This window comes from Salmonella sp. SAL04196, from assembly GCF_046550835.1.
Taxonomy (GTDB): Bacteria; Pseudomonadota; Gammaproteobacteria; order Enterobacterales; family Enterobacteriaceae; genus Salmonella; species Salmonella enterica.
The window spans coordinates 58,239-71,196 of record NZ_JBGDXE010000003.1 but is presented as its reverse complement, the minus strand read 5'-3'; the positions used below and the strand labels follow the sequence as shown (position 1 = coordinate 71,196).

Sequence of the window (12,958 nt, the reverse complement as noted above, 5' to 3'; positions counted from 1 at the left end):
TCCAGTAAAATCGAATGTGTAATGCAGTTTAGCATTACATTCGCATTACATCGAATTCTGGATAACGCCTCTCAAAAACGACTCACGCACTCCATCGCGACCGTTTTAAATTGCGTAAAATTCTGACATGCGCAGAGGCGCGTCATGGCGCGTTCGCGCAGGAAAGTGACGAAAATATCGTAGATGGCCATCGCCTCTTCATATTCACTTTTGCTGATGGCGAGTAAAAAAATAACGTGCGCCGTTTCATCACCCCAGGCAATCCCCTGTGGCGCGAGCACCGTATAAACCACCGTTTTCTTCGCCAGCAGCCCCAGCGCGTGTGGCAAGGCAATCCCGTCGCCTAATAACGTACTGACGATAGCTTCACGTTCAATAACCGAATCGAGAAACGCCGCATCAACAAAGCCTTCCTCATGCAACTGATCGCACAGCGTTTTAAACAGCGTCTGTTGATCTATTTCCCCTTCCACAATGCGAAAATGCGAGGCATCGAAATATTTATCCAGCATCCACGGACGGGTTCTGTCCACCAGCACCAGCTTACCGATCTGCTCCAATTGATAGTCGGTAGGAAAGGGCGCGATCATGATGACCGGTTTATCTTTTTCACCGATCCGCGCCGTGGAAATCACAAAATCCTCCACAATACTGTCCCGCGCCTCATAGTCGCGTAGCGTCAAAGTGCGGGCTATCTCAATCTGCGGGTATTTCCGCGCCAGTACCGCTTCAATCATCCGCACCATCGCATTACCAGCATCACACACCAGCAGTACCTGCGGCTGCCGCTGGTAGCCAATGTTGTAACTACGTTCCAGCCCAACGCCAATATGCAGCACCAGAAAACCGATTTCGTTTTCGCTAATGGTATACGGCGTGTATTTTCCCCAACTCGATATCGCCGCCAATGTCATATCCCACGCCATCGGATAGTGCTGCTTAATATTTTCCAGTAGTGGGTTGGGGATCATGATCTGGTAGCGCACGCGGGTGATCATCGTTTTGATGTGGGTCAGCAAGTCCGCGTGAAGCTGTTTATCATTCAATAGGTTATAGTTGTACTGGGTATTAATAAAATTGAGGATATAGCGCACCAGCGCCTCTTCATCATCGGCATTAATGGCGCTGGGGGCAATCTCCTGTACCTGGCGGGCGGCAATATGCACCTTCAGCCAGCTTACTTCCGGCTCCGACAGCGGCTTGTCGGCCAGCTGTTGTAGTTGCTCCGCAATTTCATGCGCCGCATGGCGCACCTTTTCATCGACCTCCTCCGCCACGCATTCCGATAACGGATACCCCTCGCGAATACGCCGTACCGCCACCGCGCAGTATAAACGCAGAAACAGCTCGCCCTCATCGGTCAGGCGGATTTGACAATGAGAGAAAATATCCGGCAAAAGAGACTGCAGCCGTTGAGACACCTCGGTGTTCAGCGTGGTACTAACAATTAACGGATGGGAGGGCTCCTGCTGCGCCAGCGTCCATAAAAGGTCGGTCAGACAGGCGCGAATCGCCATCTCTCCACCAAACAGTTTCATGCCATGACGCGGACGCGTTTCCAGCGTCAGATGATAACGCAGCAAATGCTCGCGCACGTCCGCCATATCGTTCTGCAACGTCGCACGGCTGACAAACCATTCATCTGCTAAATCCTCCAGCTTCAGCGAGAAAGCGGAGGTTAAAAAACGCGCCAGCAAATAGTGTATCCGCTCCTGGCTGGTGCGCGGACCGCGCGCCAGCGTGGGAGATTGCTGCGTTTGCAGGGATTGATAACGTGCCGGATCATCAATTTTGAGCTGATACCCATTGCCGCGGCTGAGAGTAAATTGCGCGCCATGCGGCGTCAGCAACATGTTCAGCGCGGCGATATCCGCCCGAACAGTACGCGTGGAGACCGACAACCGCTGCGCCAGCTCGTCCTGCGGCAGCGTCTCGTTTTGCAGCATCGCAAATAGCTGCGCTAAACGTTGGTTGGGGAATCGCACGTCTCTCTCCTCATGATTAGCCGACACGCGACCGGACGATAGCGAGTAACTGACGCACATCGTCCGCACGAGTGTTGCCGCTCACCTTATCAATAATCGAACTATAAATGTGAGGAATGATTTTGCTTACACCTGCATCAAGGGCGATGTGCAGAATCTCGGCGAAGTTTTCCAGATCGATGCCGCCCGTCGGTTCCAGCCAGAAATCATGGCGGGCGCAGGCCTCAGCCACCGCTTTATACTCGTCGCGACAGGTGAGTCCTCCCATCGGAAAGTATTTAACGGAGCTGCCGCCCATGTCTTTGAGTAGCGCAATCGCCGTTTCTATGGGTACGATGCCGTCCGGCGCGCGGCTGCTTAGCGGGCCGGTGGAAATTTTCACCAGCCCCGGCGTGCCGGTCGGCGAGACAAGACCGTTAACCACCGTCTCATTTTGCCCCAGCAGCGCCCGGCTGGTCCCGACGCCGGTAAACACCTGGTTGACATGCTGCGGCTGTACCTGACGCGAGATTTCGCTCACCATCGCCGACTGGTTAGGATCGCCTGCCCCCAGTCCGACGGAGAGCGCATTATCGATAAGCGCCGCATATTCACGCATATCCGCGACTGCGCTTGCCACATCCGGATAGTTTTTGGAGAGCACGCCAACCAGCACATGACCTTCCGCCGCCGCGTAGATTTCCCGGGCGTTATCTTTCGAACCGGCCAGTACGTTCAGGCAAACGCGATCGCGGTAAAAGTTAGGGGTCAGTTTCATGCTTTTTTCTCCTGATTAATCACCTCGCCAATACGACGCGCCACAATCGCTAACTGCGCGCGATCGACGCTGCGGACATCCGCTTCAATAATTCCTTCGTTGGCTTTGTATCCGCGAAAGTAAATCGCGTATTCCCCTTGCTTCAGCGCGTCGACCAGTTCGCCTGTGGCGATGCCGGTAACGGCTTCATCAAACTTAATTTCCGTGCGCGCGATGTCGCGTCCGGCGCTGTCCCACACCACACGGGCGCTGACGCCGTTAAACGTGTTCAACGTGTCGATAAAGGGCGCCATTTTTTCTACCATCTCCGCGCCGCTCTCTTTTTGCGCCCGCAGGTACAATTCAATGGCGCAGGTCAGGCCAATAATTCCTTCTTTGCCGACCTTCATCGCCCGGCCAATGCCCGCTGACTGACGTTTTACCCACTCAACATACTGCGTTTTACCAATCACCAGCCCACTGGTCGGCCCTTCAATCGCTTTCGCGCCGCTATAGATAACGAGATCTGCGCCCACGCGGTAGTAGCACTGCAAATCTTCTTCCGCCGCCGCGTCCACAATCAGCGGGAGATTATGCGTGCGTGCCACTACCGCAGCCTGCTCCACACTAAGCATACTTTTCTGTACGCAGTGGTGAGATTTGATATAGAGAATAGCCGCCGTGCGCGGCGTAATGGCCGCCGCCAACTGCGCGGCGGAACATTCGTTGGCGTAACCGGCTTCCACCAGTTTGCCGCCGCCCAGCGCCACCATCGTTCCCACCGGCGCGCCAAAGTTGACGTTGTGGCCCTTTGGCAGGACGATTTCGTTATTTTCAATCGGTGTAACGTGCAGGTTTTCCAGCAGCCAGTCGCTGTCCTGAACCAGTACCGCGGCAACCGACTGGGCAAGGCCCGCACTGGCGCAGGAGACTACCGTCGCCCCTTCCACCTCCAGCAATTTCGCAATGTACTCGCCAGTTTTATTCACCAGATCTTTCATCTCGAAATACTGATTCATTCCGGCCATCGCCGCGTCTATCACTTCCGGGCGCGGCGTGGAGACGCCGAGCGCCGTCATACGTCCGGAGGCATTAATCACCTGTTTTAATTGATACTTCTCAAAAATCGAAGGCATGTTCCGCGCTCCCTTGTTCGGTCATATAGCCCTTGCCTGCGCGTATCGCGGCAAGCGGCGTCAGCAATTCTTCAGCCTGTAAGCTGTCGTTTTCCGCGTCTACCAACACGGCGGGCTGGCGTTTAAGCGTAAAGAGGGTCAGGTCGGCATCCAGACCTGGCTGAAGACGCCCTTTGGTTTTCAGATTCAGGCTATCGGCGGCATTGGCCGTCACGCACGCAATGACCTGCGGCAGCGACATGCCGATGGCGAGGAATTTCGACATCACATTAGCCAGCGAATGCACCGGGCCATTGATGCGGTTACGGCAGTAGATATCGGAACTGATGGTATGCGGTAAAATCCCCAGGCTAATGGCGCGTTTCGCCACCGCAAAGCTCAGGCTGGCGGTACCATGCCCGACGTCCAGACGCACGCCGCGCGCCAGCGCTCGTGTCACCGAGGCGCGCAGCTCGCCTTCCGGCGTCAGAATACGGTTCGGCTTACCGTTGTAACAGTGGGTAATGATATCGCCCGCCGTCAGACGCTCCGCTATTTCGTCCAGATCCGGCGGGTTATTGCCAATATGCACCATCAGCGGCAGGTTGCCGTTTTCTTGCTGCATGGCTTTAGCGCGTTCCAGCGGTGTGATGCCGTTAACGCCTACCACGCTGCTGCTCATCCGCGCCTTGAGGCCGACGATAAAATCCGGGTGGCGTTTTACCGCCTGCCGGACCGCATCGGCGTCAATATTGGCCATGTTAGCCAGTTCATTCTGAGCTATCAGCCCGACGCGGGAAATATTCAATAGCGCATAAACGTCGGTGGTCGCCTGACGGGTCAGGGTGTAAAAATCGTCAATATCATCTGCGCCAGTGCTGCCGGCATCAATCACCGTCGTCACCCCCGTCGCGATGCCGATACTATCCGGCTCATCGAAATAAATCGGCGATTTTGGGTAGCAGTGAACATGAGAATCAATCCAACCCGCACTAACGTAACACTCGCCGCGCAGGTCAATGGTTTTCACCGCCGGGCCATCAACGTCACCCAACGCCGCGATTTTGCCATCTTGCAGGGCAATATTAGTCAGCGTGTCATCGACCAGACACGCATGGCGCAGGAGTAAATCAAACATCGTTCTCTCCTTTGCCGGATGGCGGCGCAACCGCCTTATCCGGCCTACAAATCAACAGTTAGCTAATCGCAATCGGGAAGATGGAACCGAGGATCATCGCGCCTAAAATCGCGCCGCCGGTAATCGGCTTCTGCCAGATATAAAACAGCAGCGCGCCCACCAGAGAGCCCAGACCAATAGGAATCGATGCCGTCATGGCGCTGAGGATAATCAACGGCCCCAGAAAACGGCCTGAAGTGTTACCAGCCCCCATCATGACGTCCGCCCCGTACGTGGAGTCGCTCTGATTAATGGTGAACTTACGCGCCAGAATAATGATGTAGCCAATCGCCAGGCCAATCACCAGACCGGTTATCAGCGAAGCGATAAAGTTCGCCACCGGGAAGACAAAGCCAGCCCCCAGCAGTAACGCCGGAACCCCTAAGCCCACGCCAGTCTGAATTGCCCCGCCGATATCCAGAATCCCGACCAGCGAACCTTCGATAATGCGGGCAAATAAAAAGCTGGCGCCGAAAGCGGCGACCGCGCCGTAGACGCCGGTATCCATCCCCGCTTTCAACATCGCCACAAAAGCGACTTCGTTAAATGCGCCGATACCGTACAGATAGTACATATGCGTCCCGGCGAAAACGCCGGAGGAGAGCAGGCCAACAAAGATCGGGAACGACCAGTCGGCATACCAAAAACCTTTATTCTCTTCCATTGTGGCCTCCGTTATTTGCCGCTGAGCGAGTTGTGGATCAGTTCAAGCCAGTTCGGTACCGTCATGTTGAAAGACTCGATCATTTTCATGTCGAAGCCGCGGAAGAAGCCGCTCAACACAAACAGCAAAACGATGGCGACCATCATCACTTTGGTGACATGGTTCCAGCCGCTCTCTTCTACGCCTTTACCGATCAAAATACCCAGTACTAGCCCCGGTACGGCGTTCCCCATGATGAGCTGCGCCGCGCCGCCGAAAACGGTGGCCCAGAAGCCCGATTTTTTACCGGCGTCGATCGCCGCTAACCAGAAGATCACAGGCATGACGATGTTGACCAGCAGGTTTGCCGCCGGTACCAGCACCTTAACCGCTGTCACCTGTAGCGCTTCTGGCACGGATGAGGCGGTCAGGTTAAGGAACGTCACGACGATCATGCCGATGACGGCGCAGGCAATCGCCATTTTTTTCGGGTCGTGCAGCGTCTCGCCAACGTTACGGTTTTTGATCATGAGCGCCGCCGCGCCCCAGTTAGGGATGATGCGGTGATCGACATCCTGGGTGAACGATCCGGCCGCCACAGACGACGCCCAAGCGTTAAAGAAGAAACCCAGTCCAAAGGAGAAGTGAGATGCCGGGTCGCCTTCACAAGAGTTGAGTTCGCCCAACGTACGGAACGCGCCCATCCCCTGTGTGGTTGGCGCGTGAAACATGCGTGCAGCCCCAGCGCCCACCCCTACGCCGACCAGCGCGCCGATAATGAGCGATTTAATTAGTATTATCAGGAACATAACTATGCCTTTTTAATAAAAATCAGCGTTTCGCGACGAAATCCACCCTGTCGAGATTGATGGCGGTCACGTTGACGGTCACATCCAGCTCCACGCTGTAAGTGCGTCGTTCCCGGCGCAAAAAGAAAAACAGAAAGGCCTCTTTACGCACCGACTCATGCGCCTGAACAATCCGCACATCCTGTGGCTCAATACGCAGTAAGATATACGGCGACTCTCTCATCACCGCCGACTGAACATGGTTCAGCGCATCGGCAAAGGCGCGTGCTTTGGCGTCGCCCTTGCCTTTTACTCTCACCGTGGTGGTGAATTGCTCTTTCATCATCAGGCGCCGTATTTCTTTTGCCACGCCTGCACCAGGCGCTCGCCGAGCTCTTCTTTATCCATAAAGCCGAAACCCAACACGTTGCAGCCTTCATTAATAGCGGTGACGCCTTCATCCACTGACCGCATTCCATATTTGGCTTTGTAGCCATGCTTGTTTTGCGCGGTGATAGCGCCCGCGCCGCCGCTGCCGCAAAATGAAATGCCGAAGGTGGCGTTTTCCACTTTCATCACATCGCCCAGCTTCATGTCTGCCGCGACGCCCGGTACGACAACCGCGCGACCGCCCGCTTTTTCCACGCCTGCCGCCACTTTCTGGCCTTTACCCAGGCGATCGCCAATCACGACGGTAATCTGTTCCATTTTTTGCTCCTTAGAGGTTGTCTTTCGCGACTTCAAAATGTACCGATAATAGCCAGGCTTCTTCGTCAGGAAGGTTGCCAAACGCCGCCACGATTTCGCGGGCGAGCGCCATTGATTCGGCTGAGATTTCATCAAACAAGCTGGCATCGACTTCCGGTAAAGGCTCGCCGGTAATTGACCGGTGCGCCATCGCGCGAACGTGCGAGGTCAGCATTTGCGTCTGTACCGCATTGGGGACAATGTGATGCCTCCCCAGCAGGCCATCCACCTGCGTTAACACCTGTTCAGCCAGTTCGTTAATTCGCTCACCGGCATCGTGTTTTACTGCTCCGTTATCCACGCGTCTCACCCCGTTAATGGCAATGAGATAAAACTAGCGGCAAGGGTTAAAAGTTTGTAGCGAGTTATTTTCCACCTCGAAGTGGAAACGCGAGTGGGATAGGTGATCTGCGCCACAGAAAAGGCGGCATTAATGAATTATCGCCGGGAAAGTGTGAGATCTATCGCGGCATAAAGAGGAAATGGCGAAACAATGACGTTGTCGTATAAAGTGAGAAAGTGTGATGGGTATTACATTTTTCCGGATGGCGACCTGCAGATAAAGCGAAGCCGCCATCCCACAAAAATTAACGATACTTCTTATGATACGTATTGCGGGTGGTTTTTAGCGCTTCCGCCGCCGCTTTCGCTTCTTTAACGTTACCTTCGTTCGCCAGCTTCAGCGCGCCATCAATTTGGCCGACCAGAATGTCAAAACCATGACGAAAATCCTTCATTTCCGGGCTATCCGGCGCTTTATCTTCCAGCTTTGGCGGCGTAGCTTTTTGAGCATCCAGCGCGGCCGCGCGCATTTTGGTTAATGCCGCTTTCAGTTCAGGGGCACTATCCGTTTTCTCAACAACTTTCAGGTTATCATTGAGAATATCCATATTATCTTCAAGATCGGCAGCAAAAACAGCCGAACCGAATACCAGCGATGACACAGCAAGAATAGCTAACAGGCTTTTACGCATTGCTCACTTCCTTTTTTATTATTAACGATAAGTGTAATACCCTGAATAATTCAAGTTGCAGGCAGCCAACGCGCCTGCAGCCTGAAGTATGACGGGTATTATTGTCCGGCGATTTTCATCTCCGGTAACAATACCGAACCACACTGTATATTACTGCGCGTTTCAATATCATCACCCACAGTGACAATATTACGCCACATCTCTTTTAAATTACCGGCAATGGTAATTTCACTTACCGGGTACTGGATTTCACCATTTTCAACCCAGAATCCCGCAGCGCCGCGGGAGTAGTCGCCGGTAATACCGCTGACGCCCTGGCCCATCAGTTCCGTCACCACCAGGCCGGTGCCCATCTCTTTTAGCAACTGCTCAAAGTTCAGCCCCTGCCCGGCGATACGCCAGTTATGAATGCCGCCGGCATGACCGGTACTTTTCAGCCCCAGTTTGCGGGCGGAATAGTTGGTCAGCAACCATTGCGTCAGTACGCCATCCTTCACAATGTCCCGGCGCTCTGTACGCACGCCTTCGCTGTCGAACGGTGAAGACGCCAGCCCTTTTAGCAGATGCGGGTGTTCTTCGATGGTTAACCATTCCGGCAGAATTTGTTTGCCCAGCGAGTCGAGCAGAAAAGTGGATTTACGGTATACCGCGCCGCCGGCAATCGCCCCGACCAGATGACCAAATAGCCCTGTCGCCACTTCATTGGCGAAAATGACCGGCGCTTTCATGGTGGAGAGCTTGCGCGGCGACAGGCGGGATAAGGTGCGGCGCGCGCACTCGGTCCCGACCCATTCCGGCGCTTGCAGATCCGCCATTGCCCGACCGATGGTGTAAGCGTAATCACGCTCCATATCGCCGTTCTCTTCGGCGATGACGCAGCTTGAGAGCGAATGGCGCGTGGAGCAATAGCCCTGCAACATGCCGTGGCTGTTGCCGAACACTTTAATGCCGTAATGGCTGTTAAAGCTACCGCCTTCGGTATTGGTGATGCGTTTATCCGCCTTTAGAGAAGCCTGCTCCGCACGCGCGGCCAGTTCAATGGCTTCGTCTGGCGTAACCTCTGCCGGGTGGAACAAGTCCAGATCCGGCGCGTCAAACGCCAGCAGTTCTTTGTCCGCCACGCCTGCGCACGGGTCCGGCGACGTGTAACGCGCGATATCCAGCGCGGCCTGCACGGTACGGGCAATCGCCTGCGGGCTTAAATCCGTCGAAGAGGCGCTGCCTTTGCGGTTCTGGTGATACACCGTAATGCCCAGCGCGCCGTCGCTATTAAATTCGACATTCTCTACTTCACCATAACGGGTGCTGACGCTAATGCCGGTGGTCTTGCTGACGGCGACTTCCGCCCCATCCGATTTGCCTGAGGCTAACTCCAGCGCTGTCGAAACTGCTTCTTCCAGAATCTTACGCTGCGCTTCAACTTGTGAGATTACTTTCATTGCAAATGCCATAATGTAGAGAGAGTTTCTCTGAAGTCTAACAGAGAACCGTTTTTCAGTGCGCATCTTAACTGGTAACATTAGCCTCTTTTTTTAAGGAGCCTGACATGACAAAGCAGCCCGAAGACTGGCTCGACGACGTTCCCGGTGATGACATCGAAGACGAAGACGATGAAATTATCTGGGTCAGTAAAAGTGAAATTAAACGCGATGCCGAGGAATTAAAACGCCTGGGCGCGGAACTGGTGGATCTGGGGAAAAACGCGCTGGATAAGATCCCGCTGGACGCCGATCTGCGCGACGCCATTGAACTGGCCCAGCGTATCAAAATGGAAGGACGCCGCCGCCAGTTGCAGCTTATCGGAAAAATGCTGCGCCAACGCGACGTTGAACCTATTCGCCAGGCGCTGGACAAGCTGAAGAACCGCCATAATCAGCAGGTGGTGCTGTTTCACAAGCTTGAGCATCTGCGCGATCGTCTGATCGTCGAAGGCGATGACGCGGTAGCCGAAGTACTGACCCTGTGGCCGCACGCCGATCGTCAACAGCTTCGTTCATTGATCCGCAATGCGAAGAAAGAGAAAGAAGGCAACAAACCGCCGAAATCAGCGCGTCAGATCTTCCAGTATCTGCGCGAGCTGGCGGAAAACGAAGGGTAATTTTACACGTTGGTAGCGTCTGCCGGATGGCGGCGCTGGCGCCTTATCCGGCCTACAGGAATGTACCTATTGTAGGCCCGGTAAGCGCAGCGCCACCGGGCATTTTTTACTCCACAACCAGTGCTTTTTTCGCCAGCCCATCCAGCAATTTCTGATGGATGCCGCCGAAACCGCCGTTGCTCATCACCAGGATGTGATCGCCAGGCTGTGCGGTTTTCACCACCATTTCCGCCAGCGTATCGACATCGCCACTCCAGTGAGCAGGCTGTACGCAGGCTTCAGCGACTTCCGCCACTTGCCACGGAATATGCGGCGGCTGCAGCAGGAACACTTCATCCGCACGCCCTAACGACGGTGCCAGGTCATCCTTGCATAACCCCATCTTCATCGTGTTAGAACGCGGCTCCAGCACTGCGATAATGCGCGCGGTGCCGCCCACTTTACCGCGCAGCGCCGCCAGCGTGGCCAGAATTGCCGTCGGGTGGTGAGCAAAATCGTCATACACCGTCACGCCGTTCGCTTCGCCGCGCAGTTCCAGACGGCGGCGGGCGTTAATAAATGACCCCAGCGCGCTGGCCGCTTCAGCGGGCGCGACGCCCACGTGGCGCGCGGCGGCAATCGCCATCAGACCGTTGTGCATGTTATGTTCGCCGACCAGGCCCCATTTCACATCGCCGACTTTTTCGCCGTCCAGCCACACTTCCCACTCGGAAGCATCCGTAGTCAGCTTCTTCGCCTGCCAGTGTCCCTGCTCGCCCACCAGCTCCTGCTCGCTCCAGCAGCCCAGAGCCATGGTCTGTTTCAGGTTGATGTCGTTTTCCGGCCAGATGATGCGCCCCTGCCCCGGCACGATGCGCACCAGATGGTGGAACTGCTTCTGGATCGCTTTCAGATCGTCGAAGATGTCGGCATGATCAAACTCAAGGTTGTTGAGGATCAACGTCCGCGGGCAGTAATGCACAAATTTAGAACGTTTATCAAAGAACGCGCAGTCGTACTCATCCGCTTCGATAACAAAGAACGGGCTCTCGCCCAGGCGCGCGGAAACCTCAAAGTTGCCCGGTACGCCGCCGATCACGAAGCCCGGTTTGTACCCGCACGCTTCCAGTATCCAGGTCACCATGCCTGCGGTCGTGGTTTTGCCGTGGGTACCGGCGACCGCCAGTACCCAGCGGTCGCGCAACACAAAGTCATGCAGCCACTGTGGACCAGACATAAAGGGAATGTTTTTTTCCAGCACCGCTTCCACGCACGGATTCCCGCGCGTCATCGCATTGCCGATAATCACCAGATCCGGCTGCGGATCGAGCTGGCTGGCGTCATAACCCTGGATCAGATCAATGCCTTGCTTCTCAAGTAAGGTACTCATCGGCGGATACACATTGGCGTCCGAACCCGTTACTTCATGACCAAGCGAGCGAGCCAGCATCGCCAGCCCCCCCATGAAAGTGCCACAAATTCCCAAAATATGAATGCGCATACGTCACTATCCTTTTTTTATCTGCGAGCCATTTTACGCACATGTCTGGCAAGTGAGAAACGCATTTCAGGTAAATCTGTACTTTGCTGGCGCGATTCACCTGAGCGCATCATCTGAAATGTTTGTTAAGATTGTTACGGTCGCTTTACTCCAATCAATTGCAGGGAAAGTGTTATGAAAACGTTAGGTGAATTTATTGTCGAAAAGCAGCACGAGTTCTCTCAGGCTACCGGTGAGCTCACTGCTTTGCTGTCGGCAATAAAATTGGGCGCCAAGATCATCCACCGCGATATCAACAAGGCCGGTCTGGTCGATATCCTGGGTGCCAGCGGTGCTGAGAACGTACAGGGCGAGGTTCAGCAGAAACTCGATCTGTTCGCGAACGAGAAACTGAAAGCTGCACTAAAAGCGCGCGATATTGTAGCGGGCATCGCATCGGAAGAAGAGGACGAAATCGTCGTCTTTGAAGGCTGCGAACACGCGAAATATGTGGTGCTGATGGACCCTCTGGATGGCTCTTCTAACATCGACGTTAACGTCTCTGTCGGTACGATTTTCTCGATTTATCGCCGCGTGACGCCCGTCGGCACGCCGGTCACCGAAGAAGATTTCCTGCAACCCGGCAACAAACAGGTCGCAGCGGGATATGTCGTGTATGGCTCGTCCACCATGCTGGTTTACACCACCGGCTGCGGCGTACATGCTTTCACCTACGATCCGTCGTTGGGCGTGTTCTGTCTGTGCCAGGAACGTATGCGTTTCCCGGAAAAGGGTAAAACCTACTCCATTAACGAAGGCAACTACATTAAATTCCCGAATGGCGTGAAGAAGTACATCAAATTCTGCCAGGAAGAGGATAGTTCAACAAGTCGCCCTTATACCTCACGTTACATTGGCTCTCTGGTGGCCGATTTCCACCGCAACCTGCTGAAAGGCGGCATCTATCTCTACCCCAGCACCGCCAGCCATCCGCAGGGAAAACTGCGTCTGCTGTATGAATGCAACCCGATGGCGTTCCTCGCGGAACAGGCCGGCGGCAAAGCAAGCGATGGTAAAGAACGTATTCTGGATATCATTCCGGAAAGCCTTCACCAGCGCCGCTCTTTCTTCGTCGGCAACCGCCATATGGTTGACGATGTGGAACGCTTTATCCGCGAATACCCGGACGCGTAATCTTTACCACCATGCGGAATAACGCATGAAGCCGCCATTGGG

The 12,958-nt window shown here is 54.8% G+C and carries 14 protein-coding genes; 2 read left to right on the top strand and 12 right to left on the bottom strand.

Annotation, left to right across the window (positions count from 1 at the left end; translation table 11 throughout):
* Positions 1–71: 71 nt before the first annotated feature.
* From ACLJPE_RS13080 to pmbA, 11 genes are all read right to left on the bottom strand, one after another.
* The gene (locus ACLJPE_RS13080) at positions 72–1,985 is read right to left on the bottom strand and encodes a BglG family transcription antiterminator (RefSeq protein WP_001609931.1); all 1,914 of its coding nucleotides are present in this window, start codon (positions 1,983–1,985) and stop codon (positions 72–74) included.
* A 16-nt stretch (positions 1,986–2,001) separates the two neighbouring features.
* Positions 2,002–2,742: a 2-dehydro-3-deoxy-phosphogluconate aldolase gene (dagF, locus tag ACLJPE_RS13075; protein WP_000779263.1), complete on the bottom strand. Its 741-nt coding sequence runs from the start codon at positions 2,740–2,742 to the stop codon at positions 2,002–2,004.
* Positions 2,739–3,857 carry a DgaE family pyridoxal phosphate-dependent ammonia lyase gene (locus ACLJPE_RS13070; RefSeq protein ID WP_001139174.1) on the bottom strand — a complete coding sequence of 373 codons (1,119 nt, stop codon included), beginning with the start codon at positions 3,855–3,857 and terminating at the stop codon, positions 2,739–2,741. The genes dagF and ACLJPE_RS13070 overlap by 4 nt, the downstream gene beginning before the upstream one ends.
* Complete coding sequence (locus ACLJPE_RS13065; protein WP_000459925.1) at positions 3,841–4,974, bottom strand: amidohydrolase/deacetylase family metallohydrolase; 1,134 nt, start codon at positions 4,972–4,974, stop codon at positions 3,841–3,843. The genes ACLJPE_RS13070 and ACLJPE_RS13065 overlap by 17 nt, the downstream gene beginning before the upstream one ends.
* Positions 4,975–5,032: 58 nt before the next feature.
* Positions 5,033–5,677, bottom strand: coding sequence for a DUF4310 family protein (locus tag ACLJPE_RS13060; protein WP_000392127.1), 645 nt, complete (start codon positions 5,675–5,677; stop codon positions 5,033–5,035).
* An 11-nt stretch (positions 5,678–5,688) separates the two neighbouring features.
* The gene (locus tag ACLJPE_RS13055; protein ID WP_000478578.1) at positions 5,689–6,465 is read right to left on the bottom strand and encodes a DUF4311 domain-containing protein; all 777 of its coding nucleotides are present in this window, start codon (positions 6,463–6,465) and stop codon (positions 5,689–5,691) included.
* 22 nt (positions 6,466–6,487) lie between these two features.
* On the bottom strand, positions 6,488–6,790 hold the full coding sequence (locus ACLJPE_RS13050) for a DUF4312 family protein (protein ID WP_000975187.1): 303 nt from the start codon (positions 6,788–6,790) through the stop codon (positions 6,488–6,490).
* Positions 6,790–7,152, bottom strand: a complete 363-nt coding sequence (locus ACLJPE_RS13045) for an SFCGS family glycine-rich protein (protein WP_031602181.1) — start codon at positions 7,150–7,152, stop codon at positions 6,790–6,792. Before ACLJPE_RS13045 ends, ACLJPE_RS13050 begins: the two co-directional genes overlap by 1 nt.
* Before the next feature lie 10 nt (positions 7,153–7,162).
* Positions 7,163–7,501, bottom strand: a complete 339-nt coding sequence (locus ACLJPE_RS13040) for a glycine dehydrogenase (RefSeq protein WP_001255103.1) — start codon at positions 7,499–7,501, stop codon at positions 7,163–7,165.
* Positions 7,502–7,778: 277 nt separating this feature from the next.
* Entirely contained in the window at positions 7,779–8,165 is a 387-nt protein-coding gene (gene cybC, locus ACLJPE_RS13035; protein ID WP_001232231.1) for a cytochrome b562, read from the bottom strand.
* 98 nt (positions 8,166–8,263) lie between these two features.
* Positions 8,264–9,616 (bottom strand): metalloprotease PmbA, encoded by a 1,353-nt coding sequence (gene pmbA, locus ACLJPE_RS13030; protein ID WP_000852997.1) that lies wholly within the window; start codon positions 9,614–9,616, stop codon positions 8,264–8,266.
* Between the two features lie 95 nt (positions 9,617–9,711).
* Between pmbA and yjgA the strand changes: the two genes are divergently transcribed.
* On the top strand, positions 9,712–10,263 hold the full coding sequence (yjgA, locus tag ACLJPE_RS13025) for a ribosome biogenesis factor YjgA (RefSeq protein ID WP_000166287.1): 552 nt from the start codon (positions 9,712–9,714) through the stop codon (positions 10,261–10,263).
* A 106-nt stretch (positions 10,264–10,369) separates the two neighbouring features.
* Here the strand turns inward: yjgA and mpl are convergent, their stop codons facing one another.
* Complete coding sequence (gene mpl / locus ACLJPE_RS13020; RefSeq protein ID WP_039513717.1) at positions 10,370–11,743, bottom strand: UDP-N-acetylmuramate:L-alanyl-gamma-D-glutamyl-meso-diaminopimelate ligase; 1,374 nt, start codon at positions 11,741–11,743, stop codon at positions 10,370–10,372.
* A 174-nt stretch (positions 11,744–11,917) separates the two neighbouring features.
* Here mpl and fbp point away from each other — a divergent pair, with 174 nt between their 5' ends.
* A complete protein-coding gene (gene fbp, locus ACLJPE_RS13015) occupies positions 11,918–12,916 on the top strand; it encodes a class 1 fructose-bisphosphatase (RefSeq protein ID WP_000853764.1) in 999 nt (332 codons plus the stop codon).
* Positions 12,917–12,958 lie beyond the last annotated feature (42 nt).

Excerpts from the sequence above, each read along its gene's own strand:
- dagF (WP_000779263.1), bottom strand. The coding sequence starts at position 2,742 with ATGAAACTGACCCCTAACTTTTACCGCGATCGCGTTTGCCTGAACGTA.
- ACLJPE_RS13070 (WP_001139174.1), bottom strand. The coding sequence starts at position 3,857 with ATGCCTTCGATTTTTGAGAAGTATCAATTAAAACAGGTGATTAATGCC.
- ACLJPE_RS13065 (WP_000459925.1), bottom strand. The coding sequence starts at position 4,974 with ATGTTTGATTTACTCCTGCGCCATGCGTGTCTGGTCGATGACACGCTG.
- ACLJPE_RS13060 (WP_000392127.1), bottom strand. The coding sequence starts at position 5,677 with ATGGAAGAGAATAAAGGTTTTTGGTATGCCGACTGGTCGTTCCCGATC.
- ACLJPE_RS13055 (WP_000478578.1), bottom strand. The coding sequence starts at position 6,465 with ATGTTCCTGATAATACTAATTAAATCGCTCATTATCGGCGCGCTGGTC.
- ACLJPE_RS13050 (WP_000975187.1), bottom strand. The coding sequence starts at position 6,790 with ATGATGAAAGAGCAATTCACCACCACGGTGAGAGTAAAAGGCAAGGGC.
- ACLJPE_RS13045 (WP_031602181.1), bottom strand. The coding sequence starts at position 7,152 with ATGGAACAGATTACCGTCGTGATTGGCGATCGCCTGGGTAAAGGCCAG.
- cybC (WP_001232231.1), bottom strand. The coding sequence starts at position 8,165 with ATGCGTAAAAGCCTGTTAGCTATTCTTGCTGTGTCATCGCTGGTATTC.
- pmbA (WP_000852997.1), bottom strand. The coding sequence starts at position 9,616 with ATGGCATTTGCAATGAAAGTAATCTCACAAGTTGAAGCGCAGCGTAAG.
- yjgA (WP_000166287.1), top strand. The coding sequence starts at position 9,712 with ATGACAAAGCAGCCCGAAGACTGGCTCGACGACGTTCCCGGTGATGAC.
- mpl (WP_039513717.1), bottom strand. The coding sequence starts at position 11,743 with ATGCGCATTCATATTTTGGGAATTTGTGGCACTTTCATGGGGGGGCTG.
- fbp (WP_000853764.1), top strand. The coding sequence starts at position 11,918 with ATGAAAACGTTAGGTGAATTTATTGTCGAAAAGCAGCACGAGTTCTCT.